We start from the raw sequence: 23,860 nt of genomic DNA, 5'->3' as shown, positions 1-23,860 counted from the left end.
CGCAATGTAAATCCTTACTGGGGAAACCAAATGAAATCATCAGACTTATTAGAAAAAAACCTCATTTTTAAAACCTCTGCCGTTGACGATAGAATTTATCTTCGCGAGCAGAAAGGTAAATATCAGCTGATCAGACGTAGTTTAAGCGGAGTCTTAATTTTACTTTTTGCCCTTGTTCCTTTTATTAAATTTAATGGTGTTCAAGCTGTATATTTTGATCTTCAGCAACAACAGGTGCATTTATTTTCACTGACTTTATTTCCACAGGATTTAGTGATTATGAGTTTGTTTTTCATTCTCGCTGCTTTTCTATTATTTTATGTCACACAATTTTATGGGCGCGTATGGTGTGGTTTCACCTGCCCCCAAACGGTTTGGATGCTGTTATTTAATTGGATAGCAAGAAGAGTTGAGGGTACTCATAACCAAAGTAAATCATTAAATGCGCAGCCAATGAGCTTAGCTAAGATTATAAAAAAAAGTATCAAGCATATTCTTTGGGGGAGTATTTCATTATTTACTGCCTTAATTTTTGTGTCATATTTCGTGACTGTTGATCAACTTTACTTCCCGTTCTTTACCTTTAACGCATCAGAAATCACCGTATATTGGGTGGTTTTCTTTGCCGTTTGTACTTATATCAATGCTGGTTGGATAAAAGAAAAGATGTGTCAGCATATGTGTCCTTACTCGCGCATTCAATCGGCGATGTTCGATCAATCAACCAAGATGGTCAGCTACGATAATATACGTGGTGAAAGCCGAGGAGCTAGAAAACGCTCGGAGCCTAAAACTGAGGCTATGGGCGATTGTGTTGACTGTAACCTGTGCGTTCAAGTCTGCCCCGTAGGCATCGACATTAGAGATGGATTGCAATACGAATGTATAAACTGCGGCCTGTGTGTTGATGCTTGTGATATGACCATGGACAAGTTCAATTATCAAAAAGGGCTTATCGCTTTTACTCATGAACAGCCCGCTAAAAACAGTTGGAAACGGCATTTAGGCTATGGCAGTTTTGTGTCAGTAACACTACTAACAATACTGGTATGGACAACAACTTGGCAAAGTTTTGATGTAAACATTATAAGAGATAGGCAATCGCTTTATCGTGTTAATCAGCAAGGTAATAATGAAAATACTTTTCTTTTCAAAATTAGAAATAAATCTACTCAAATAAAAAATTATGAAATTAAAATAAGTGATTTACCAAATGGAAAAATAACAGGTTCATCAAAAGTTAAAGTGCAACCAGGTGAGTTAACGGTATATTCGATTACTGTCGCGGTTGATAAACCATTGCTGAATACCAGAAGTAACGTGAATTTTACGATTATTGATGTCAATAATAACGATAGTATTCGTAAGAAAAGCTCATTTTATAGTGGCAATGAAGGTTGGTAGTAAGCTTAACAATGCACTGATTAGTCTGTAATTAGTGCACTTTTATCTAATAACCCTTTTTATAGTGGCACTTACTGTTACCATGGACATCTTTAAACTCATTGCTGCTTGTCATACTTTTAAACTCGCAACTCTTAAAATAATATGTGAATCGTCCAACAACATATTTTCAAATATTTTTTGATAATGTTTCAATTGTTACGCTGTTTATTTTCGTTAAATCAACGTTTATTATGTCATTTGATCTCTACACACCTGAACCAAATTAAGGAATACACATGAAAGCCATTGGTTATAAAAAATCTTTACCGATTAATGAAGCAGATGCATTAGTTAATATTGAGTTGCCTCAGCCGATAGCATTGGGTCGAGATATTTTAGTAAAAATTAACGCCATTGCGGTTAATCCCGTAGATTATAAAATCAGACAAAATAAGATGCCTGAAAATGGTGAGTATAGCGTTCTGGGTTGGGATGGCGTTGGTGAAGTAGTCGCTCTAGGTGAGAAAGCGACTAAATTTAGATTGGGTGATAAAGTTTATTATGCCGGTGATCTTAACCGTCAAGGAAGCAATGCAGAATACCAGTTAGTTGATGAACGTATCGTTGGGCATAAACCCAAAAGCTTAACTGATGCAGAGGCTGCGGCATTACCTTTAACGGCAATTACTGCATGGGAACTTTTATTTGAGCATTTATCAATTAAAAAGCAGCGTTCAGGCTCAACAGGAAAATCAACAGAAGTTATTTTAGTGGTGGGTGCCGCTGGTGGTGTAGGTTCAATTTTAGTGCAACTAGCAAAAGCCATTACGGGTGCAACCATTATTGCGACGGCATCACGTGAAAGTTCACAAAAATGGGTGAAAGATTTAGGTGCTGATTTTGTTGTTGATCATACAAAAGCGCTACAACCACAAATAAATGAGTTAATTTCCAAAGGAGAAATTAGGCAAGTGACTCATGTTGCTAGTCTAAATAGTACGGATTCATACTTTGATGACTATATTGATTTATTAGTTCCTTTTGGAAAAATAGCGATGATTGATGATCCAAAAAGTATTGATGTTATGAAAATGAAATTTAAAAGCTTGTCTCTACATATTGAATTTATGTTTGCACGGTCAATGTTCAATGCCAAAGACATTGAAGAGCAAAGCCATTTATTAAACACTATTGCCAACTTAATTGATCAAGGTGATATAAAAACAACAATAGGTAAAAATTTAGGTACCATCAATGCTGAGAATTTAAAAGCGGCACATCAAGAGCTTGAATCTGGGCGTTCGATAGGAAAAATAGTTTTAGAAGGTTTTTAACGTTAAGAAATAAACACGGTATAAATAAATTATACCGTGAGTTTTATTATCAGCTACTTCGTTGTTATTACGCGTTTAACGAAGTATTACGTCTGGCAATGAACAAAAAAAATTATTGTGTAGTGCTTAGCGAACTAAACACTTTATATCATTAAATTACTTGCGCTTTAAAAGTCTTTTTCTATTCATGAGTAAAACAGCAAATATAAACAGGATAAAAGAACTTGGCTCGGGTACAGTCGTTGGTTCTTGTGTATTTGATGCAATAAATGGATAAAGAAATTGGCGCGTACCATACTCATCATTCGTTAGCAGATTTGGATTACCTAATGGGTTTCCTACTGAAATCCCCAAGCCATTAGACTCCATAAGCAGATCAACACCTGACACAGGTGTCGCATTCCCTATATTGTATACCGACAATGATGAAGATTTAGGGTCGTACACATCAACCAAACTTGCCCACGAATTATTTAATGTATTTACAGGGTCATTAGGATTAAAGTTATCATCAATAAAAGAACTGCTGATATTACTTTCTGCATCACACAGCCCTAATCCATGTCCAATCTCATGCATAAGTAACCTTGAAAAAACATCTAGGGTATATACCGCATTACTATTGTTATTGAGGTAGATATCAACGCCAGATATAGATTTTGCTTGATAGTTAGTTGTACCTGAGGTGAGCGTAGCTAATGTAAAATTTGTACTTATCCATGTTTCTCCTTGATTACGGTTATTACCTGGATCCCAAAAGTAAACATCGTTTACACCAAACAAATCAATTTATGCACCCACTATATTTGACCCGCCTGCAAGTATCCCTTGAACGTTTGATGAAAAATATGAGACAAACGATAAATCTGAATCTAGCCCAGAAACAGGGTCAACGGATGACCAAACATCAAATGCTCCTTGTACCGCATTAGTGAAATCTTGCTCACTAGGAAGTAAATTCCAAGAAAAAAAATCTCGATAGGCAGACATTGAACCGCCCTGCAACGAGTATATTAAACCACCATCAGAGAACGTTCACCGATGCCCGATATATCAAAATAATCAGCATTCCAACAACTGCCGACATCGAGTGTATGACTACCCGAAATTACGCCCGCATTTACAAATGGCGCAACACCACGAATAATAATGGCTACAAGTTTTTTGGTCATTCCCTTCATTTTTAATTTCTTAATCCATATGAGGAGAACAATAATTTACAAGGTTATATCTACTATAATATTCATCAATACTACGTTGACGATTAATACATCTAATAGTGTTTATTTTAACAAACGACCTTCGTATTAATAGGAGGAGAAGCACTCACTATATCGCTCCAAAAGTGTGTTTACTGAGTATTAACATTTAACGATTATTATATTTCTCAGGCTTTATTTAGCAATATTATATTGCAGGATATAATGACATAACCAATAAGAATGCCATGCTAATATTAAAAACCCTCAATCGCTTTCGATCAGTCAAAAGTACTTGTATTTTTTGCCCTAAAACTACCCAAGAACTTATACACGGTAGGTTTATTAGGCCAAAAACAATGGCCACAAACAACACAGAAAAAAAGCTCTTTGATGGTGCATAAAGGCTTATAGAAGTAAGCGCCATTGTCCATGCTTTGGGGTTAACCCATTGAAATAAAGCGGCCTGAATAAAGGTAAAAGGTGTAGCTCTTGAAGCCCCTTGCTCAAAACTACCTTTTGAACGTGCTATTTTAAAAGCCAGATACAGTAAATAAATAATACTGATGACTTTTAATATTTGATAACTCAATGGAAAGCTGTCAAATAATTTAATAACGCCCAGGCCGACTAAAGTAATCATCAAGGTAAACCCAACACCAACTCCTAGCAGATGAGGGATCGTTTTTTTAAAACCAAAATTTGCGCCTGAATTCATCAGCATCAAGTTATTTGGACCTGGCGTTATAGAAGACACGAACGCAAAAATAGTTAAGGCTGATAATATTTCAAAATTCAAAGTCAGTTTGCTCTTTATTTTTTACAATATGGAATAAAAGTTCAAGCATAAGTCTCATACACTATTTTATGCAGGATTTTTAGGTGTGGTATAACAAGTTGATGCGATGAGCACTCACATAGCTATACATTATTATAGAGGTGATAGCAGTTAAAGACGATTTTTAGGTTATTTAATATTTTATCTTTCAAAAAAGAAAGGGAAGGTAATAAATCATTAATGTTGAAGTAGATACGTAGAGGATTTTATCTATAACGCATAGGTAAGAGAATGTACAAAGTACATTCGACTTACCTATTTGTTATATATTATCGCTTAAACAGCAACAACTTTATTTGCACATGGTCCTTTCTGACCTTGTCCAACTTCAAACTCAACAGCTTGACCGTCAGCCAATGTAGCGTATTCACCGCCAGATTGGATTTCTGAATGATGTACAAACAAATCTTTACTGCCGTCTTCTGGAGTAATAAATCCGAAACCTTTATCTGCATTAAACCACTTAACTATACCTTTACTCATAACACTCTCTTTTCATTGGTGAAAAATATAAACCTAACTCGCTATCACCATGACGAGTTAGAATTTGAATCTTACTGATCCAATCTATATAAATAATTATAGACTGTATTAATAATTAACGATGCATGCCACCTTTCTTTTTCATACTGACTACTTTTCGTGCTATATCAAGTAATTCAGGTGAAACATCATCAGCCCCGTCTTTTATTAACTTACTTACATCACCCGATGAAAAGAATGAACCACGCTCAGCCTTTACGCCCAATGATCTAACAAAATCTTTCGTTTTACCTGTACTACCTGTATCAATATACTTAAAAAGTATTTGTTCATTAAAGCTCTGAGGCTCTTGTTTCAAGGTAGTGATTTTATTGGTAAGTGACTCTATTTCCGACGTTAACATTTCAATTAACTCGTCAATATCTGAATATGGTTTCATTAAATTATTTAACTCTTCTGCTATTATCTGACAATGCCACAAGGCAATCACTTTACGGGAGAAGCAAGTCAGTCATAACTAGCATGCTTAAAAAATTATTATACAGTGAATGAACCCGAGTAAATAGTCTCTATTGTAAAAGGTAAGCGTTAATAGCAAACAATTATGACATTTACGTTTATTGAGTCACCACTAACCACAAATAACACTTAACTAAAGTTTACTTATCTTCATACCGTTTAATAATATAACTTACTGGCTGTAAATAGTTTTATTGAAAATTACCCTCACCATATTTAACAAGTTAAAGCGACGCGCTACTAAAACTTAACGATCAAAGATATTTCTAAAAAGCACAACCTAATCATTTTTTTTGATTAAACTATACAATTTATTGCACTTGATTGTTTATTTCTTAAGCTTATAATTTCAGTAATTATTATAAAACAACCTCAGTAACAATGAAAAAAACAGACCCAAACAATATAAACATCTATCTTTTGATTTTTTTGCTATTAAGCCTATTTATTTCCGCTTTAGTGATTGCATCAACAGCCAACCCAGAAGTGAAAACTAAAGCAGTTTTTGAACAAATAGAATCTGCATTATTAACATTAAAAAGTAAAAATGAGTTTACTAAAAGCAATGTCAAAGGGGTGTTAACTCAATACCTTCTTCCTGAAGTGGATGTTCAATATTTTAGCTATAAAGTGCTTAACCAAAACCTTCCAAAAATATCAGCAGAGCTTAGAACAGAATTTATTACTGAATTATCGAATCAATTAATCAATACGTATAGCAATTTGTTAAGTAAATATAATGGTGAGTCAATCGATATAGGCACAAGTTCGATATCAAAAAGTGGCAAAATATCTATGGTCAACATAACGATTACCGGTGAAAAAAAAGTCAACAAAGCCGTTGTAAAATTACTAATGTCTAAGGAAGGGAATTGGCAATTTTTTGATATTATTATTGAAGGTATTAGCTTGTTAGATGCAAAGCAAAAAGAAATAAATTCAAGCTTTAACAAACTAGGTATTGAAGGTACCTTAGCACATCTAAAAAACATCAATCAAAGAAGTTTTACTTCTTCATAGATAAATCAAAACAGTATAATATTTCAAATGGAATGGTTAAATCAAACGGATAATTTAAAAGCAATTACATTAGTACTTACCAATAAAAAATTTGTTATCGCTTCATTGTTTATTTTCATTTTTTATATGATTAAACACCTCATTGTAAAAATCATAAAAGCAAAATCGACACAAGATAAAAGACTACAGATTAATATCGTCAATAATATATTTACCATATTAATGATCGTAATGGTTTTTAATATATGGTCTGGCGAAATTCAAAAGTTTGCTTTTTCTATTGCCGCTTTTATCGTTGCAATTGTCTTAGCAACCAGAGAATTTATTCAATGTTTTATTGGCTTTGTTTATTTACTCTCTAGTCGACCATTTCGTATTGGTGACTGGGTGCAAGTAGGTAATAACTATGGAGAGGTTCATTCAACAGATTGGGCAAAGCTGACACTTTTAGAAGTTAATATAGATGATTATCAATATTCAGGTAAAACGTTATGCAATGCATCATTTTACCATTGTGCGTGATGACAGTGTTAATCCCTTTAAGTTTATTGATGAACGGTATAAAAATGCCAGCACTTACTGCAATGATTTCAACGAAGTTGCTGTTCGTTATAATCAACTCATTGAAAATCGATTAGATATTCCAATCGCGGGACCTGAGCGACACATTCAAGTAGCAACGTCTGAAATTGGCAACACACAAATATTCTTTACAATATTTTGTCCGACAGAAATAGCACTAGAAATAGAACACAAGCTCACTGCTGACTTTATGAAGTTATGGTTTGAACATAAAACGGTTTCATCGTCAACGTTAACGTAGACTTTAATATTTTTCATAATAAAGTTCACTCAGCAACCAATTGTTGAGTCACTGAGTAAACTTTAATTTATGCTGTTTCAGGAGCTTATGATTTATAATTTTTTTGATCGTTATTCAATAAAGTAATAGTACCATCAAGATGTACATCGCGTTGTGGGAAAGCGACAACAATTCTATGCTCTTCAAATAACTCATCTAATCGAAAACGAATATTACTTCTCGTTACTCTTAAAGCGGCTTCACCACTCGAGTTAATCCAAAAATTGACGTAGAATATTAATGAGTTATCGCCAAAGTCTTCAAAAACCACCACCGGCATAGGGTCAGTTAAAACTTCTTTTTGTGCCAGTGTTGCTTCTAAAATCAAGTCAGCGACGGTTCTAGCACGCGTACCATAAGCAACGCCCACTGATACACTTGTTCTCACTAAACTATCTCGAAGTGTCCAATTAACTACCGTATTTTCAAGTAACTTACTGTTAGGAATAAGTAAATGAACACCGTCTACCCTTCTGATACGTGTTGAACGCGTGTTAATTTCTTCTACAACACCTTTGGCATTTTCTACTTCTAAAAAATCACCTATCTTAATTGGTCGTTCCCACATTAAGATCCAGCCACTTATAAAGTTGTTAATAATGTTTTGTGCGCCAAAACCAAAACCAATCGCAATAGCTCCTGATAAAAAGGCAAAAGCGGTGATAGGTACATTAATCAGATCTAATGTGGTAATTAACATTATAACAATCGCTATAACATAAAAAACACGCTGCAATAAATGTATAATATTAGGATCTGTTTTACTTGTCGTTAAACGCCGCGTTACCGACCTAACGCTCCATTTTGTTAGTGACAAGCCAAGAAAAATAATAAGCGGGATTAATAATAATCCCCCTAATGTAACAGGTTGCTCAGCAACAGTAATAACCGTCGTAGATAAAATCGCTTTTATTTGTGAAAAATCCATAAAATCCCTTAAGTTAGCCAACTTTTATTTTGACCCTAAAAACACTTTAGAAGGGTCAACAAGAAACCGCTTACCAAGTGCTTCACGCCCTAACAACATTAAATAACTCATATCAGAGCGATCCGTTAACGTTATTTCAATTAACCAATTTTCTTCACCTAATACAATAGGCGTTTCAATAACATAACGCTCCTCAGACGTGCCGTTAGACGATTTAACTTTACGCATATCACTAATCGGGGCAGTACATTGCATCATAGTATCAACGTTATGCACATCAGGGTGAAGGTCAAAGATGACACTATGCACACCATCAATAATTGATTTCTTGATATTATCTACATGTAATGAAGAGGTTTTTGCCCCCGTATCTACCCGTACTTGTAAATCGTCAATCGCCAACTCAGGTAAACCGATTGACTCTAAACGCCCAATAATGACTTTACTCCCCTTTTTCATACACGCTCCTAACTCTCGTCGTTTTCAGGTAAAAATTGCTCTTGTACATTTTCGATATGCTCAGCAATTTCTTCGTCGTCTTCGCTGAAATATGCCACATGAAACATCGCTTCACCCTCTTGTACTAAGGGGATATTTTGTTTACCAATCAAAATACCTGAGCGTGTCGCTTTCACCGAGTCAAATATCGCCCCATAAGGGCTACCGATTTCCGCCATCACTTGCCCTTTCGTTATTTGGTCACCCAAGTTCACAATATTATGGACAATACCGCTCGCATTTGCCCGTATCCATTGACTGCCATTGGCAATAAAGGGCACCAGTTTTTTCTTCTTGCTACGGGCAACTTTTCTAATCATGCCTAAATGCTGTAAGACATTTAAAATACCTTTCATGCCCGCTCGAATTGAAAACTCATCAAAACGCAGTGCTTCACCCGCCTCATACAATAATATTTTCGTGTTGTTTTTAACCGCAGATTCTCTTAACGAGCCATCCACCAAAGTGGAATTCAACACCACCGGCACACCAAACACTTCCGCTAACGCTTTTGTGTCGGTATCAGACATATCTGCTCTAATTTGCGGGAGGTTTGAGCGGTGAATTGCCCCCGTGTGTAAATCAATACCGTAATCACAATGCTTGACAATTTCATTAAGAAAAATATGCGCAACACGTCCTGCTAAAGAGCCTTTAGCCGAGCCTGGAAAACAACGGTTTAAATCACGGCGGTCAGGCATATAACGGCTTTGATTCACCACGCCATACACATTAACCATCGGCACAGCAATCAGTGTACCTCGGGTGATTTTCAGTTTATTTTCATGAATTAAACGGCGAATGATTTCTATGCCGTTTAATTCGTCGCCATGTACCGCCGCGCTAATAAAAATAGTCGGTCCTGGCTTTTTAGCGCGAATGATATGAACCGGTAATGAAACATCGGCATCGGTATATAATTTAGCGACCGGTAAGTCTATTTTACGCTGCTCACCGGGTAAGATGTCGAACTCGCCAATACGTAATATGTCCATGAAATTCTCTTTAATTAACCGTTACCACGTGTTTTTGTGCTGTTTGGTTTGGCATGTTTTTCTAAAAACTCAAACACCATGCCAGCTACATTTTTACCTGTCGCCTTTTCAATGCCTTCTAAACCAGGCGATGAATTAACTTCCATCACCATAGGGCCATTTTGCGAGCGCAATAAATCAACACCACACATGTTTAACCCCATCGCTTTTGCAGCACTCACGGCGGTTTCTCGCTCCGCTTTCGATAACTTAACCACTTCAGCAGAGCCACCACGGTGTAAGTTAGAGCGAAATTCACCTTCTGCGCCTTGGCGTTTCATCGCTGCCACCACTTTGCCACCAATCACTAAACAACGAATGTCTGCACCGCCCGCTTCTTTAATAAACTCTTGAACCAAAATGTTTGCATTTAAGCCCATGAACGCTTCAATAATCGCTTCTGCTGATTTAGCCGTATCGGCCAAAACCACGCCAATGCCTTGAGTGCCTTCAAGTAATTTAATAACAACAGGGGCACCCCCTACATTCTTAATCAAATCTTTTGCGTTATCAGGCTTACTCGCAAAACCCGTGCGTGGCAAACCCAAACCTTTGCGTGACAATAATTGTAATGAACGTAATTTGTCGCGTGAACGGCTAATTGCCACTGACTCGTTAATGTTGAACGTACCCATCATTTCAAATTGTCTTGCCACAGCCGTTCCATAAAAGGTCACCGAAGCGCCAATACGCGGGATTATTGCATCATATTTAGGCAGCTCTTTGCCTTTATAACGAACCGTAGAGTGCGTACTCGTAATGTCCATATAGCAATGTAGCGTGTCAATAATATCAACTTGATGCCCCATCGCTTCGCCCGCTTCTTTTAAGCGGCGTGTCGAATAAAGGTTTTTGTTTCTAGACAAAATAGCAACTTTCATAATAAGTCCTTTAGTGTTCACTTTATTTAGTATTGAAAAGTGAGTTAATAAGTAAAATCAAGTGTATAGTCAGTTTATTAAATAATAAAGCGCTATAATTTGATGCGTTCAATGAAAATAAGTGATTGGTTTATTTGTAAAATTTTTATCGTATAATATTTTAGGTCATTATTTGAATAAAGAATGGCTAAAAATATTTTTAAGTTAACACAGACGTTATATTTTATTTTGTTTTCTAGTTGAGAACAGTTTTATGATTTTATCAGTGTAAAGACCGTGCAGAAAATGATGGTAAGCTTGATTTATTGTCTAGTTATTTAACTATATTAGTAGTATTTAAAGGTAAAAAAGATAGCTATTTAATAAACCTGAGAATTGAGTCTTGTTTACACAATAAAACCAAATAAAATTTTTGATTGCAAAAGAATATGAGACCCATGTAAAGTCAGATTATTTTATTTCTAGCGAGTTGTTAAATAAAATGAGTAGCTCAAATTAAAAAACCACTAATTATATAAGGGGCTAATTAATTTGAGTTACTTAGGCAGACATATAATAAAGTTACTGTTATTCGCCTTTAGGTAGTACTTTGATTGGCTTGTAGTACCCTTCTTTTAGTTCGTCATTCACGCAATCTAATAGATACGTTTTCATATCGCCTTCAGCGACTTCATCTTCAACGGCATATTCTTTACATTGAATTAAAAGACTCGCTACATAGTCATTAGGCGCATCCATTAAAGCCATTTCAGTTTCTTCGCTGTGCGCTGATAAACTTGACATTAAGGTTAATAAGGCGACAGCTAAAATTATTTTTTTCATAAATGTTCTCATTACATTAAAATTACTTACATATCCCAATAGTCACTTAATGAATTAAGCTGACGGTCAAGAAACCTTTTTTCATTTAAGAGATCTAATTTTTCTTTAATTAAATATTTTTGTTTCGCTATGTTACTTATCTCTTTCTTGTTAGCAGAGCCATTCGATATTTCAAAACCAGTGATGCTAGTATTGAAATTCGAGTTACTACCTATGCCCGCATTCTCACATGTATCAATATTCATTTTTCACCTTCAAAAAAATCATAATTAGATTCTGACTGGATAATGTTCCACAATTTAAAATTTGAAAAGCAAAATATTTTCGTTTAACTAATCAATTTTTTTTATCAAACAATCAGGATAGACAACACTTTAAATAAATATCGAAAGGAATAAGGAGAAAACAATAAATTAAGAGCGGACAATAAAAATAAAGTATTTAAAAACATAATGATAAATATATAAGGAGCAATTTAACTTCTTATATCAAATACATCAGTCCCCCCAGCAACGGCAAAAAATTAAAATGAGAAGACAATAAGTACAAACATCATTCTTCTTAGCACCGGGGGAGTTCTCTATATTTATATCTAAAAAAGTGTAAAGATTTTTTATTAAAGCACATAACGTTTTACAGCAGTAATAACGTACCACAACCAAGAAAGGCTATGAAACCAAATATATCAGTTACTGTTGTTAAAATTACAGCGCCAGATAATGCAGGGTCGATATTAAATTTATTTAATATCCAAGGGATCCATACCCCCGATAACGAAGCAACCAGAATATTGCCTAAAATAGCGATACAAATCGTGACAGATAACATTGGATTATTAAACCAGTAAAAAGTAATGATACCTATTACAGTTGCCCATAACATACCGTTAATGGCTCCAACCTTAAGTTCTTTTTTAACAATAGCTCGTCTATTAGCATCACTGATTTGGCCTAATGCAAGTCCTCTTATTATCAGCGTTAATGTCTGACTTCCAGAAATTCCTCCCATTGATGCAACAACAGGCATAAGCACAGCAAGTGCAACTACTTGCTGTAAAGTCGCTTCAAACAACCCAATAAACCAAGAAGCTAAAAAGGCGGTAACCAAATTAATCCCTAGCCAAATTGCTCGGTTTTTACTACTTAACCAGACACTGGCAAATAAATCTTCTTCATCACTCAAGCCTGCAGATTGCATTAACTGATTATCTTTTTGCTGATCTTTGTATTTATAAGCAGAATGTAAATCTAAACGCCCTGTTAAACAGCCGTTTTCGTCAACAATAGGAAGCGCCGACTTCCCTGACAAAATAACTTCATCTATCGATTCGTCTAAGCCTTTACTGGCTTCTATACATTGAACGTCTTGATAGAGGACATCTGACAATGGCAGTTCATCATCTAAAAGTAGCAGTTTATTAATAGGGATTTCACCCAATAATTTCGCATTATGATCAACAACGTAAATAACGTCAGTTAACGGTAATAGTTTTTTTGAACACACTTTTTTCGCTGCAGCTACTTTTAATTTTTGTGAAATTCTTTTTTCATCAAAACTTTGCCAGCGCCCTACTTCATCTTCAGAATAATCTTGAGCCTTTTTTAAGTACTCTCTTTGTTTAGCTGTCATTTTTGTAACAGCGTATTCAATAAAACGGTCGCTTAAGTCTTCAGTAAGTTCTAATAAACTATTGGCATCTAATTTATCAAAGAGTGGAAAACATGCATCATCGTCCATGACATTCAAAATCATTTGACGAGATTCATTTTTCATTTCTAGAAAAATGTTTTGCTGGTAATCAGCGCTAAAAAGATCCCAAAGACTTAACCGTGGTTTAATGGGGAAAGCTTCCAGAAGAATAGCGACATGCTCTGGCATTAACGTGCTTTCAATTTCGACAGCTAATTCATTTAAGCGTTGTTCATCCGCTAATAATGCTTCAATTTTTTCAATATAAATAGGTAGTAGTTCTAGCGACATTTTATCTCCAAATAAAAACATCAACAAATTTTTTGAATTAAACCAAATAAAATTTTGCGTTTTATTTTATAGGTTACTTAACTGTAGAATCGCATTATTCTCTAATCATTAAACTAGAAAACTGATGAAAATGCCAAAATTACAGCCTTTTGCTATAAAGACGCAAAAGTTTTCATTTTATTCTAAATTGTGGCGATTACTGTTTAAAAAGCGCCAATGGCAGCTTATAGAAGATTGGCATTATAACTTACCTAACAAGAGAATCATTATTATTCCTAAGGGATTTATTTTTGATGGAAGTTCGTACCCAGCGATAGTCTGGCTATTTTTCTCACCTACAGGATTATTATTAATCTCTGTTATCTTGCACGACTTTTGCTTTGAGTATGATTATTTTTGGGCTAAGCAAGATGATAAAGTATTTAAATTTAAAGAAGGTTATGGTTTTTTAAAATGGTCGAAACTAATACGTAATGTTGGTATAGAAAGAAACGAATTACTGCTCATTGATTACTTGATATGGATTGTATGTATGGCGTTCGGTTGGATGAATTGGCTAACATTTCAGCGTAAAGATAGGCAAGTGTTATTCCCCAAAAAAAATAACCATTGATGTATTTCACTGGCTATATCAGTACTTATTTTTACTCGATAGGGGTGGGGTAAATGAAGATACTGACATTATGTTTTATGCTTTATGCTTTATGCATGGCGTCATGTAAGTATGAACGTAAGCATAAACCTGTAACAGATTTATGCTTACGTTCCGGTCACATTCATTAATTTATAGGCTAAATAACGGCACTTTGCACGAATATACTACCATTGACGCAGTGAAATGACTTATGTCGGGTTAATTTTATGTATTTTTTCCATAGGAGTTCAACTTTAGTTTGGCCTTCAAGCTGTGCTGTACACATTTTAACAAATTGCTTTTCTACTTGATTTTCTGGTGAACAAATAGCTTGCTCTAGTATTAATAAACGTTTACCTACCTGCGTTAATAATTCAGCTTCGGCAATATTGAAATCTCCAGATTTTCTGAAACCACGTGGAAAGTGTAAGTCGTCGTAAAAGTGTGCTGCAGCTGTAAATCCATGTATTAAAGTCATTTGAGCCTCTATTGACTGGGTTTAGGTTTTAGCGGATTATGCGGCTAAAGGACGGGGCTGTAAAACAAATTATAATTATCGTAAAGATAAGAGATTGCAGTATGGATATTGAGTTAATTAAAACATTTTTAGAGGTTAAAGATTGTCGGCACTTTGGTAAAGCGGCTGAGAATTTATACCTTACTCAAGCAGCGGTTAGTGCCCGAGTTCGTCAATTAGAAAGATACTTCAGCGTTAGTTTGTTTCACCGCACTAGAAATAATATTCAATTAACACCCGCAGGAGAAAAGCTTGTTCCATACGCTGAAAGTCTGCTCAACACCCTAAGAATGGCAAAACAAGATGTGACTTTAACCACGGAGAAAGTAGCGCATATATCTATTGCCGGATCACCAAACACTTGGGATGTTTATATACATGACGCCATTTCAAAAATATATATGAGTCAACCTCATATTAGTTTGATCGCAGAAATATTATCGCGAGAACAACTTACCCGGCAACTCCTTGAGCGCAATTTAGATGTCGCTATTTTATTTGATCCCCCCAAGGTGGATGAGTTAAAAATAGAGTTATTGCATATGTTTAATTTAGTTCCCGTAACGACTTTTAAAAATAAAATAACAACCCCCTCAGAAGTTCAACGTTATATTATGATTGACTGGGGTACGAGCTTTATTCATTGGCATGCAAAAGAAGTCTTTGGCATAACAGTGCCTGTAATTAGAACGAGTACTGCCCGCATTGCACTTGATCTCATGCTGCAATGTGGCGGCAGTGCCTACCTCCCCGATATGCTAGCAAAACCCTTTATAGAACAAGGTAAGTTATTTAACATAAACAACCTGCCAATTTTTGAGCGTGAATTATTTATCGCATTCCATAAAGAAAATGAAAATGAAGAGCGCATTATCGACATTAAAAATATGCTGAGAAAAGAGGCGCCTGAAGCGCCAGTAATCATGAAGCCTACAGTAGTATAAAAGGTTACTGTAAGCATAAAATTAACGTAGTAAATTTAAATAATAATAAGTAAAAATAATTTATCATTAACATAAAAATTTTTTACTTTTATTGGCAGTCAAAAACATAGATTATCATTTTTTATTTCATTATTTTTGGGTAATATAACGATGACTATCAATACTAATTATGAATTATCTGCTTCTGATGACGTTAGTTTTGACGATGACCAGTCTTCAAATGAATTCGATAATGATATTGCTGAATTTGAGCCACATGCCAACACTAACAATGTTAAAAAATCAAAAAACAGTAAAAAATTTAATTTTATTGCAAGAAGAAAGATTGAACAGTTGCATGAGGATCGCCAACTGAGAAAACTCGATCTAAATTACTATGATGAATGGAGCTAATTTAAACAACATTATTTTCACTCACGCGTTAATATTCACGCAAATCAATCATCAATTAATTCGCGTTTAACTCCTTAATATCAATTTTGAAGTGCGATAAAGTTATTATTGGTTAAAACATTCCTCTGGTGTTTTATAGCCAAGTCGCTTTCTTGGTCTTGTATTTAATTTAATAGCGATAATATTTCATCGTTACTAAATTCCCCCCTTTCATTGATGTTCCTTTAACCAAATATTTTCTTATGAAACCGTTTCTATTTTTATTCGTTCCGCGATCCCAAGAGTGATGTGAGTTAACGAAGTAATAAGGGCAGTTCATCGTTTTTATTCAATTGGGTGTCGCATTTAGTCTATGAATTTGGCTTTAATAAAAACTTAAAGTTGACTTGGTAACCATTTATTTTAAATGGTATATATAACACGTCTTGATAAATGACAGAAAATTACTCAGTATGACTTACTGATTATTATCACTAAAGCATAAGGGATTACAATGGTTTTAAGATTTCGCTTTTTATTTTTATTGTTTACTCATTTTTTCAAAAAATTTATTGGAGTCATGGATGAGAACACTTTGGATTTTCGTGTTTTATTTAATGATGTTGATATTAAGAGGATGAGCAGTGATCGATATCTACCCATTATGGACCTTGGTCGAATTAACATTATCCTTCAAGCAGGACTCCTTAAAAAATTCATAAAAAACAAGTGGGTACCAGTGTCTAGGGTGGCAATTATACGTTACAAGTATCCTCTTAAGCTTTTTCAGCAATACACATTAAAATCAAAAATCATATATTGGGATGATGACTGGGTTTGGACTGAACATCGATTTCAAAGAAATGGAAGAACAACGACTATGGGGATAAGCAAAACCACCTTTTTGGGACCTAACGGAATAGTTCCTATATCTGAGGTTATAGAAGCCTATGGGCATCCTGTATCAAAAATTGAAATGCCAACAATTGTAGAGGAACTCATCAATGTTGAGTTAAGTATGAATGTTTAGTCAAAAAACAATGATTAACTTTTACTTTTAAAGAATAGAAGTCACCCGCTAATTATGAATTATACTGTCCTGCTTGGCCGCATTGTTGAAAGTAGCGTTTGTTTTCTAACGTCTGTTCTAAGACTTAAAGCGGTCGTTAACATTAATAGTTCCAAATCATCATATTGATATGCATTTGTATTGGCAAACACAAATCTGGTAATTAATTAAATTTAAATGATTTTTTTGTAGCTAAAAATATTATGACACTGAACGGTCAACAGTTACCGTTCATGAACCAAAATAGCCGATAATACAAGGTAGATAATTGCGTTTCGTAACTGTCAGCTTAAATGGTCCGCTTTCATATCAAAGTGCTCTGTAGAATTGATACTTTTGGTTCATAAAAGTGGTACATCTGTCTTTTCGATGTTTCCAAACAAGTCATCTTTTAAAGTAAAAAACAACTTTAAATTCCCATAAATCCTAAAATGACATATCAACTTTTATATTCTAAAAACTGACAAGAGTATTGATTTCATGTTTTATAGCAAATGGAAAGATAAAGTCATAATCATTGATAAATTTAATGCCCCTTAAAACATACTTAACACCAAACCCGTGTCTAATTAATTTTACTTTTAATCAGCGGATTTTTGAGTTCAAAACTTGTTCTGTCAGATAAATGTAGACGGCTATATAAATGACCGAAGTGTTGGTCAAACATAACCTTTAAGGTGCCATTTTTAATGATTAGCTCTAGTCCTGTATTTAGGTGTTTCGCGAGTTCAGGATTGTTGGGGTTCACATAATAAACCACAGGAAAATTATAACGGAGCATTAATGTCGGCGCTATAGTTAAATCCAATTTTTCCAAATTAGCTTGTTGATATACTTGTTCAATTTCATTGGCTCCTAGAGCTAAATAGTCAAAGTCATTATTCACTAAATATTGAAAAATAGTTTCAAAATCACCAAGCTCAATAGTGTGATATTGATTTGCTTTAAATAAAGCAACATCTGCCCAGCCAGTAGGAATACCTGAACGCATTTTTTTCATCTCATCGTTCTGCTTTATTGCACTAAAACGTGCTAAATCTGTTTTGCGGATGATCAATAGTCGCTGGCCAAGCAAGCCCTGCATTATGGGTTTAGCTATTAAAATCTTGTTTTCTGCATTGAGTTTAGGGTTGCCTTGTACCGTGGCAAAAACATCAAATAATTGCTTGCTAAAAACGCTTGCTTCTTCACTAATTGATAGCTTACGTTCATCGATATCAATACTTGTCTTTACCCCTGCAGCGCTGAGGGCAGCTTGTAGCACTTGTTTTTCGTAAAGTTGTCTTGAGGGGGTTTTATTGCCGTTCCAGAATGATATTTGAAGAGCCTGCGCCGATATGGGTAACAGGAGAGTAAGACAAATCAAGTAATGACGAGTCAAAAAAAATAATTTTTTCAAAGGTAAACCTCTTAAAAATGAATGGAACAATGAAGGACGAGTCAAAGTAGGTATGAACAATGCCCAATGCAGATTAATTTCTTACATCATAATAAATTACTTTGCTTTTTAAAGATAACATATAAGCGTTAACTTTTAATATTAGGCGAACCTGACGATTCCCACTTTAGCTTTTTCAGACGGGGAAGTTTTATCAAAAATACATGCTTAAAAATGACTAATTCCTTACCAAAGTTCTAATTTCTATTGCTCAGAAGTGTGATTACACTTAAAAACTGTCATAAAGTAGATTCAGCACTACCGTTATTTGAATTATTGAAACATAAAAGAGCTGAGGTTGTAATAGACACGTAAATAAATGAAAGAATAATTTTACAACAAGATAAATATCTTTTTTTAGAAAATTTGTTGAGTGTTTACAAGGTTTATACTATCCAGAAAAACGTCAATTTTCGATCCTAAACTAGTCTAAAGTCATAACTGGTGTTAAAATGCAGAATAGTAAGTTCAGCTTTAAACCGCGACAAATAAAGGCATTAACATCAAAAAGCATATTTCAACAAAAAAAACTGTAAATCAAATGCTAACATCTAAATTCCAGACAACTAAAGAGTACTAACCCATGAATACAAAAATATACAAACGCGTACTTATATTGGCTGGAGATTTAATGCACGCAGCTCAGCGAAAAAATCAAACTCGCTTTGATAATTTATATAGTGAATTAAAGCAAGTTTGTGATGATAATGAAAATACAGATAAAGACCATCCTGTGCAATGGGAGACTCTCGCTGATTTTACCGACGATTACACCCTAGCTATTGCTATTTACGAAAAAGCATTAGCTAAAGCTGAAGAAATTAATTCAAAGGATTTTCGTTCATCTATCGGTTTTTCAGTAGCATCACTGCAGGTCGAATTAGGTGAAGAAGAAAATGCTATTGAACATTTAGAGAAAGCTAAAGTCAGCTGTAATAAAATAGCGGATAAAGAACTAAAAGATGAAATTCATGCTTTGTTAGAAGCGTTAAAAAATGCTCAAGAACAATAAGTATAATCTTTGAGTCAGCCCTAGTAAATAAGCATTACCCGCTTTAGAAAGATAGTATCATCCATGTACCTGCCTTAGTTGCATGGATGATTATAAAGACTGTAATGCTACCCTCAATTGGATTAAGTCTTATTGGACTGACATTCAGAGAAAATCCAATAATATATTTACTTTTTTGGAGAAAAATGTCCGCAATAAAATTAAAAGTTTCATGAAAAATGAATTTCCATAGGCTAAGTGTATTGTCGAAGCCATTGGAAAAAAACTGCAATAGTAAGACATACAGTAGGGTTTGATGAATTAAGACCCGGTGGAACAATATCTAGCCCCCTTTAAATGACCGTTGCTGACTGTCCTTTATATGTCGCGATTATAGGTGAGATAGGTATAGCTTCATTGGCAGTAACAACAAGTTTGACGATAAATTTTCTGCGGAAACCTTCAGCAACTAAAGACATTATTGGTAAATTTACTTTGCTAAAAATAGGGAAATCACTCGTTGTTGGTGAAGTTTCTTTATATTCTAAAGGCGATGACAAAGCTGTTGCCTATGTCGTTGGAACATATTCAATACTCTCCCTAAAATAACGCTATTACTGTTAAATAAGAAATATGCCAACATTCATTGTAACGGCCCGTTTAAGGGCACTTCAACTTCAGTAAAAGCGATTTCATAAAATATGGGAATAATCTGTAATGGTCTGCCCCCTAAAAGCTTAGTTTACAACCTACCCACCGGTCGGTTAGAATGAATAACACCTAATAATTAAAAGCATTAATATGAGAGACGCCGAACTAACTCGTCAGAAAATACTTGAGATAAGTGCTGATGAAATTCATAAAAAGGGTTTCATCGCAACCAGCTTGTCTTGTATTTTAGTACGCTGTGAGGTTTCAAAAGGTGCTTTATACCATCATTTTAAAAATAAAATGGAGTTGGGTTACGCTGTTTTTGAAGAAATTTATACCCCCATGTTTTTAGAGTTATGGCAACCATCCGTAGAAGTAGATGACCCTATTGAAGGGTTGTGTGCCTTTTTTACCGCTATGTATAAAGAGTCGAGCTGCGACGAAATCGTTTGTGGTTGCCCTTTAAACAACCTTTGCCAAGAAATGTCTGCTGTAGATGAAGGGTTTCGTTTACGTATTTTAAATATGCAACAACAACTTAATCAGCTTATTGCGATTAACTTACAGCGTGTCGCTAGCCAGCTTCGTGACGATATCGATTTTAGCCAAGTCGCTTATTTCATTGTTTCAACTTTTCATGGTTCTTCTAGCTTAAGTAAAAGTTCCAAAAATAAAGATCTCTTTGAGAAAGTGATAAAAGAACTCTGCAGCTATATCAAAAACCTTCGCAAACACTAAGTTACTTATTTCATTTTTTTATGACTACTTTCTATAGATATAGCAAATAGTCATAAAAAATATCAATTGATTATTTACATACCGCATGGTCGGTATGTATAATACCAACATAAATAAAGAATGACCTCAGCAATGACTAAACACTCTCTTAAACGGACAGAAAAATGAAACACATATTTGTATTTATCACTATATTATTTACTACTTTGCTAATGAGCTTTTCTAGCAATGCATACAGTATTGAAAACTCCCCATACACCGTCATTGCTGAAACAGGACAACGATTATTTTCACGTATTGAGAAAGATCAAGAGTCGCTTAAAAAATTTCCTGAACTCATGCGTAATATTGTTGAAGAAGAATTAATGCCATCAATAGACTACAAATACGCAGCCTTTAAAGTTTTAGGAAAAAATTTAAGAAAGATGACAAGTGATCAGCGTGAAAAATTTGTCGTTTCTATGCGCAGTTATTTAGTAAGAACTTATGCTATAGCGTTGAAACAATATAAAGATCAGGACGTTTCTTTCGAGTCACATAAACCAACAAATGGGGCGAGAATTGTCGGCGTGAATTCAATTATTAGCGATACTAATGCGCCTGAAATTAACATTACTTTCCAAATGCGCCAAGATAGGAACACCAGCCAATGGAAAGCATATGACATGATCATCGAAGGTATTTCGCTGCTAAGCAGTAAGGAAGCTGAAATTAGTCAACGAATCCAGAAGAGCGGAATAGACCAAGTGACTTTAGAGCTTGCTTCTTTTAATCATTAACTAAAGTCTCTTATTCTGTCATCAAGCGATGCTAAAACATTCAATATTATTATCGATGTATATACCCATTCAACTTGAAGATAATAGTTATTCTATTGTCGAAATCAATAACGTGGTATAAAGCGTTTGTAAACCAGCCCCTTGGGGGGGAACTGAACAAAACATACTCGTCGTTACATTTTGTTAAGGGAATAACCCTTAACAAAAAAGTGAGTCTTGATTATGATTCGCTCAATTTCCCTTAAACGAGGATCATCGAGTGGAACGGGTACAAGTAATTTTAGTATAAATGACGGTCATAAATTTTTTTCTTACGCGCCACGGCGAAACACAGTGGAATAAAGTAGGTAAGTTTCAAGGACAATTTGATAGCCCATTAACAGAAAAAGGCTATCGGCAAGCGCGTGCTATAGCTGCACAACTCAATACTCATAATGTAGGACATATTGTCAGCTCTTCATTGCCAAGAGCAGAGAAAACCGCTGAAATTTGTCAAGCCATACTGAACACATCACTTACCCGAACATCCGCATTAATAGAGCGTAACTTTGGTGATTGGCAAGGCAAGCATATTAGCGAAGTAAAACCAGACAAAAATTTCCAAGCTATCTTTCATCAAGTAAACACTGTTGCGCCCCCTAATGGTGAATCAGGTATCGACTGCGCGAGACGATTTCAGCAGGCTTTAATTGATATTTCAAATACGGTTCAAGCTGACAATAATTTTCAAAAAATTGGAATGAAAAATCTCGCTAGCACAGCTATTGATAATATTTTAATCGTTAGCCATGGTGATATATTACGTTGTTTTTTATCCTTAATGGTTGATGATTTTTCTGATGAACACGCGATAAACACACATAAAAAAGCGTTTGATAACGGTTGTATTTTTCAGATAACTTACCAGAGTAAAAAGCAAGTTTTTACACTTGTTTCTACACTCGATATTACTCAACTCCCCGCCGTAGCGATACCCACTACATGATGACTTCACTCATCATGATAACCGCTTACTTGCTTGATTATTGGCTCGGTGAAGTTAAGCGCTTTCATCCATTAGTTGGCTTTGGCTGGTTAACCTCAACAATAGAAAAAAAGGTTAATTCTTATCAAAACACTGATAAAAAAGTAAAACAGTGGTTACCTCGAATACTGGGTATATTCTCTTGGTTAATACTCTGTTTACCCTTACCTATTATTTATTATTATTTTCATCAGAGCAATGTGTGGTTCTGGTGTTTAGATGCCATAGTGCTTTATTTTGCTATCGGTTTAAAAAGCCTAAGATTGCATGCTTTACAAATACGTAAACCTCTAGAGAAAGATGACTTAGCAACTGCTCGACATTTCTGTGGTTATTTAGTTAGTCGTAATACTGACCATTTATCAGCGCAAGAGATTTCACGTGCCACTGTAGAATCTGTACTTGAAAATGGTCATGACGCCGCAGTCGCCAGCTTCTTTTGGTTTATAGTCGGCGGTATTCCACTTGTTGTACTGCACCGACTTGCCAATACATTGGATGCAATGTGGGGCTATAAAAATCCACAATTCATTAATTTTGGATGGTGTGCTGCACGTATGGACGATTTACTTGGCTGGCCTAGTGCCAAGATTACCGCCCTGCTTTATGCTTGCCAAACGAAGCTCTCTTTCTCAAAAACGATTAATGCCCTAAAAAATGGTTATCAGCAAAGTCAGCATTACAAAAGCTTGAATGGTGGCTGGGTAATGGCGACAGGTGCCAGTGTACTTAATTTCACCCTGGGCGGTTCGGCGATATATCATGGTAAAGCTGTGACTTCTGTTCGATTAGGTTGCGGTAAGCTTGTCACCCAAAGTGATATTCTTCGTAGCATAAACCTTGTGAACAACTCGGTGGTTATTTTTATCTTTACTTGTTTTTTCTATGAATTTTTTTATGATTTATAGAAGGGGAACTT

At 35.0% G+C, this 23,860-nt stretch carries 30 protein-coding genes and 1 pseudogene; 15 read left to right on the top strand and 16 right to left on the bottom strand.

All coding sequences use genetic code 11. The annotated features are described in order from the left end of the window. The first annotated feature begins 30 nt into the window (after positions 1–30). Together ccoG and H4J52_RS01610 are read left to right on the top strand one after the other, a co-directional pair. The gene (gene ccoG / locus H4J52_RS01615; RefSeq protein WP_182178236.1) at positions 31–1,404 is read left to right on the top strand and encodes a cytochrome c oxidase accessory protein CcoG; all 1,374 of its coding nucleotides are present in this window, start codon (positions 31–33) and stop codon (positions 1,402–1,404) included. A 278-nt stretch (positions 1,405–1,682) separates the two neighbouring features. Further along, on the top strand, positions 1,683–2,720 hold the full coding sequence (locus tag H4J52_RS01610) for a zinc-binding alcohol dehydrogenase family protein (RefSeq protein ID WP_182178238.1): 1,038 nt from the start codon (positions 1,683–1,685) through the stop codon (positions 2,718–2,720). 156 nt (positions 2,721–2,876) lie between these two features. Here H4J52_RS01610 and H4J52_RS01605 read toward each other — a convergent pair whose 3' ends face one another. The 6 genes from H4J52_RS01605 to H4J52_RS01580 all read right to left on the bottom strand — a co-directional run bounded on the left by H4J52_RS01605 (position 2,877) and on the right by H4J52_RS01580 (position 5,679). After that, on the bottom strand, positions 2,877–3,503 hold the full coding sequence (locus H4J52_RS01605) for a PEP-CTERM sorting domain-containing protein (RefSeq protein WP_182178240.1): 627 nt from the start codon (positions 3,501–3,503) through the stop codon (positions 2,877–2,879). 6 nt (positions 3,504–3,509) lie between these two features. After that, positions 3,510–3,710: a hypothetical protein gene (locus H4J52_RS01600; RefSeq protein WP_182178242.1), complete on the bottom strand. Its 201-nt coding sequence runs from the start codon at positions 3,708–3,710 to the stop codon at positions 3,510–3,512. Between the two features lie 23 nt (positions 3,711–3,733). Then, positions 3,734–3,892, bottom strand: coding sequence for a hypothetical protein (locus tag H4J52_RS01595; RefSeq protein ID WP_182178244.1), 159 nt, complete (start codon positions 3,890–3,892; stop codon positions 3,734–3,736). A gap of 235 nt (positions 3,893–4,127) precedes the next feature. Beyond that, on the bottom strand, positions 4,128–4,718 hold the full coding sequence (locus tag H4J52_RS01590) for a LysE family translocator (RefSeq protein ID WP_182178246.1): 591 nt from the start codon (positions 4,716–4,718) through the stop codon (positions 4,128–4,130). Positions 4,719–5,033: 315 nt separating this feature from the next. After that, positions 5,034–5,240 (bottom strand): cold-shock protein, encoded by a 207-nt coding sequence (locus H4J52_RS01585; protein WP_081150364.1) that lies wholly within the window; start codon positions 5,238–5,240, stop codon positions 5,034–5,036. 115 nt (positions 5,241–5,355) lie between these two features. Further along, positions 5,356–5,679 (bottom strand): hypothetical protein, encoded by a 324-nt coding sequence (locus tag H4J52_RS01580; RefSeq protein WP_182224128.1) that lies wholly within the window; start codon positions 5,677–5,679, stop codon positions 5,356–5,358. A 461-nt stretch (positions 5,680–6,140) separates the two neighbouring features. Here H4J52_RS01580 and H4J52_RS01575 point away from each other — a divergent pair, with 461 nt between their 5' ends. From H4J52_RS01575 to H4J52_RS19785, 3 genes are read left to right on the top strand one after another with little or no spacing between them, the layout of a single operon-like run. Continuing rightward, positions 6,141–6,779 carry a phospholipid-binding protein MlaC gene (locus H4J52_RS01575; protein ID WP_182178250.1) on the top strand — a complete coding sequence of 213 codons (639 nt, stop codon included), beginning with the start codon at positions 6,141–6,143 and terminating at the stop codon, positions 6,777–6,779. 27 nt (positions 6,780–6,806) lie between these two features. Continuing rightward, positions 6,807–7,301, top strand: a complete 495-nt coding sequence (locus tag H4J52_RS19790) for a mechanosensitive ion channel family protein (protein ID WP_259366581.1) — start codon at positions 6,807–6,809, stop codon at positions 7,299–7,301. Next, positions 7,276–7,602, top strand: coding sequence for a hypothetical protein (locus H4J52_RS19785; RefSeq protein ID WP_259366582.1), 327 nt, complete (start codon positions 7,276–7,278; stop codon positions 7,600–7,602). Before H4J52_RS19790 ends, H4J52_RS19785 begins: the two co-directional genes overlap by 26 nt. Positions 7,603–7,687: 85 nt before the next feature. Here H4J52_RS19785 and H4J52_RS01565 read toward each other — a convergent pair whose 3' ends face one another. The 7 genes from H4J52_RS01565 to H4J52_RS01535 form a co-directional block, all read right to left on the bottom strand. Next, complete coding sequence (locus H4J52_RS01565) at positions 7,688–8,569, bottom strand: mechanosensitive ion channel family protein (RefSeq protein WP_182178252.1); 882 nt, start codon at positions 8,567–8,569, stop codon at positions 7,688–7,690. 24 nt (positions 8,570–8,593) lie between these two features. Beyond that, on the bottom strand, positions 8,594–9,028 hold the full coding sequence (locus H4J52_RS01560; protein ID WP_182177748.1) for a RimK/LysX family protein: 435 nt from the start codon (positions 9,026–9,028) through the stop codon (positions 8,594–8,596). Positions 9,029–9,036: 8 nt separating this feature from the next. After that, complete coding sequence (locus H4J52_RS01555) at positions 9,037–10,062, bottom strand: succinylglutamate desuccinylase/aspartoacylase family protein (RefSeq protein WP_182177746.1); 1,026 nt, start codon at positions 10,060–10,062, stop codon at positions 9,037–9,039. Positions 10,063–10,076: 14 nt separating this feature from the next. Then, on the bottom strand, positions 10,077–10,982 hold the full coding sequence (gene rimK / locus H4J52_RS01550; RefSeq protein WP_182178254.1) for a 30S ribosomal protein S6--L-glutamate ligase: 906 nt from the start codon (positions 10,980–10,982) through the stop codon (positions 10,077–10,079). 567 nt (positions 10,983–11,549) lie between these two features. Next, the gene (locus H4J52_RS01545; protein WP_182178256.1) at positions 11,550–11,804 is read right to left on the bottom strand and encodes a hypothetical protein; all 255 of its coding nucleotides are present in this window, start codon (positions 11,802–11,804) and stop codon (positions 11,550–11,552) included. A 26-nt stretch (positions 11,805–11,830) separates the two neighbouring features. Continuing rightward, positions 11,831–12,049 (bottom strand): hypothetical protein, encoded by a 219-nt coding sequence (locus H4J52_RS01540; protein ID WP_182178258.1) that lies wholly within the window; start codon positions 12,047–12,049, stop codon positions 11,831–11,833. 388 nt (positions 12,050–12,437) lie between these two features. Continuing rightward, the gene (locus H4J52_RS01535; RefSeq protein ID WP_182224127.1) at positions 12,438–13,784 is read right to left on the bottom strand and encodes a magnesium transporter; all 1,347 of its coding nucleotides are present in this window, start codon (positions 13,782–13,784) and stop codon (positions 12,438–12,440) included. 124 nt (positions 13,785–13,908) lie between these two features. On the opposite strand from H4J52_RS01535, the gene H4J52_RS01530 reads away from it, so the two are divergent. Further along, entirely contained in the window at positions 13,909–14,397 is a 489-nt protein-coding gene (locus H4J52_RS01530) for a DUF1353 domain-containing protein (RefSeq protein WP_182224126.1), read from the top strand. A 178-nt stretch (positions 14,398–14,575) separates the two neighbouring features. Here H4J52_RS01530 and maoP read toward each other — a convergent pair whose 3' ends face one another. Further along, positions 14,576–14,896 carry a DUF413 domain-containing protein gene (gene maoP / locus H4J52_RS01525; RefSeq protein ID WP_182224125.1) on the bottom strand — a complete coding sequence of 107 codons (321 nt, stop codon included), beginning with the start codon at positions 14,894–14,896 and terminating at the stop codon, positions 14,576–14,578. Positions 14,897–14,997: 101 nt separating this feature from the next. On the opposite strand from maoP, the gene H4J52_RS01520 reads away from it, so the two are divergent. Both H4J52_RS01520 and H4J52_RS01515 read left to right on the top strand, forming a co-directional pair. After that, positions 14,998–15,879 carry a LysR family transcriptional regulator gene (locus tag H4J52_RS01520; protein ID WP_182178266.1) on the top strand — a complete coding sequence of 294 codons (882 nt, stop codon included), beginning with the start codon at positions 14,998–15,000 and terminating at the stop codon, positions 15,877–15,879. A gap of 150 nt (positions 15,880–16,029) precedes the next feature. After that, entirely contained in the window at positions 16,030–16,272 is a 243-nt protein-coding gene (locus H4J52_RS01515) for a PA3496 family putative envelope integrity protein (RefSeq protein ID WP_182178268.1), read from the top strand. 105 nt (positions 16,273–16,377) lie between these two features. Here H4J52_RS01515 and H4J52_RS19780 read toward each other — a convergent pair. Beyond that, a pseudogene (locus tag H4J52_RS19780) lies at positions 16,378–16,597 on the bottom strand (IS30 family transposase); the annotation flags it as partial. A 168-nt stretch (positions 16,598–16,765) separates the two neighbouring features. On the opposite strand from H4J52_RS19780, the gene H4J52_RS01510 reads away from it, so the two are divergent. Beyond that, entirely contained in the window at positions 16,766–17,281 is a 516-nt protein-coding gene (locus H4J52_RS01510) for a thioesterase family protein (RefSeq protein ID WP_182178270.1), read from the top strand. Positions 17,282–17,885: 604 nt separating this feature from the next. On the opposite strand, the gene H4J52_RS01505 is transcribed toward H4J52_RS01510, so the two are convergent. Beyond that, the gene (locus H4J52_RS01505; RefSeq protein WP_182223164.1) at positions 17,886–18,719 is read right to left on the bottom strand and encodes a transporter substrate-binding domain-containing protein; all 834 of its coding nucleotides are present in this window, start codon (positions 18,717–18,719) and stop codon (positions 17,886–17,888) included. Positions 18,720–19,341: 622 nt separating this feature from the next. Here H4J52_RS01505 and H4J52_RS01500 point away from each other — a divergent pair. From H4J52_RS01500 to H4J52_RS01475, 6 genes are all read left to right on the top strand, one after another. Then, positions 19,342–19,770 (top strand): tetratricopeptide repeat protein, encoded by a 429-nt coding sequence (locus H4J52_RS01500; protein WP_182178274.1) that lies wholly within the window; start codon positions 19,342–19,344, stop codon positions 19,768–19,770. A 336-nt stretch (positions 19,771–20,106) separates the two neighbouring features. Next, positions 20,107–20,358, top strand: coding sequence for a PaaI family thioesterase (locus H4J52_RS19775; RefSeq protein WP_259367800.1), 252 nt, complete (start codon positions 20,107–20,109; stop codon positions 20,356–20,358). A 192-nt stretch (positions 20,359–20,550) separates the two neighbouring features. Further along, positions 20,551–21,138: a TetR/AcrR family transcriptional regulator gene (locus H4J52_RS01490; RefSeq protein ID WP_182178276.1), complete on the top strand. Its 588-nt coding sequence runs from the start codon at positions 20,551–20,553 to the stop codon at positions 21,136–21,138. A 164-nt stretch (positions 21,139–21,302) separates the two neighbouring features. Continuing rightward, positions 21,303–21,917: a phospholipid-binding protein MlaC gene (locus H4J52_RS01485; protein ID WP_182178278.1), complete on the top strand. Its 615-nt coding sequence runs from the start codon at positions 21,303–21,305 to the stop codon at positions 21,915–21,917. A gap of 289 nt (positions 21,918–22,206) precedes the next feature. Next, positions 22,207–22,902: a histidine phosphatase family protein gene (locus H4J52_RS01480; RefSeq protein ID WP_182178279.1), complete on the top strand. Its 696-nt coding sequence runs from the start codon at positions 22,207–22,209 to the stop codon at positions 22,900–22,902. Further along, entirely contained in the window at positions 22,899–23,849 is a 951-nt protein-coding gene (locus tag H4J52_RS01475) for a CobD/CbiB family cobalamin biosynthesis protein (protein WP_182178281.1), read from the top strand. The genes H4J52_RS01480 and H4J52_RS01475 overlap by 4 nt, the downstream gene beginning before the upstream one ends. Positions 23,850–23,860: the final 11 nt, after the last annotated feature.

Source organism: Colwellia sp. MB02u-14 (assembly GCF_014076915.1).
GTDB lineage: Bacteria > Pseudomonadota > Gammaproteobacteria > Enterobacterales > Alteromonadaceae > Colwellia_A.
This window is presented reverse-complemented; position numbering and strand designations above follow the sequence as displayed.